The organism is Ochrobactrum sp. SFR4, assembly GCF_019730395.1.
Lineage (GTDB): Bacteria > Pseudomonadota > Alphaproteobacteria > Rhizobiales > Rhizobiaceae > Pseudochrobactrum.
In genome coordinates, this window is sequence record NZ_JAAPBB010000283.1 from 1 (window position 1) to 402 (window position 402).

A 402-nucleotide genomic window follows, 5' to 3' on the forward strand; every position below is an offset into this window, starting at 1 on the left:
TGCAGGCCGGTGATATTTTTGTGCTGGACGAAGCCGGAATGGTCGGCTCGTCTCAGATGGAAAGTTTTGTCAGCAAGGTTCAGGATGCGGGGGCAAAGCTGATCCTCCTTGGCGATGCCAGACAGCTTCAGCCTATTGCGGCAGGCGCCGCATTTCGAGCAATCGCGGATGATGTGGGATATGTTGAGCTTGCCGGTGTTCGCCGTCAGCGTGAAACATGGATGCAGGAAGCGACCATTGATTTCGGCAGCGGGCGTAATGCGGAAGCTATCGCTCGCTATATCGAAAATGATATGGTGCACCTTGAGCCAGATAGTCAGACAGCCCGCAGTCATTTGATCGATAATTGGTCGCGCGATTGGGAGGTCGGTGCTGATGTGCTGATGCTGGCGCACCGCAATG

1 protein-coding gene is annotated in these 402 nt (G+C 55.0%); it reads left to right on the plus strand.

Annotated elements, in window-relative coordinates; genetic code table 11:
- The coding region (locus HBA93_RS18995; protein ID WP_221724339.1) for an AAA family ATPase at positions 1–402 on the plus strand (402 nt) is incomplete at both ends.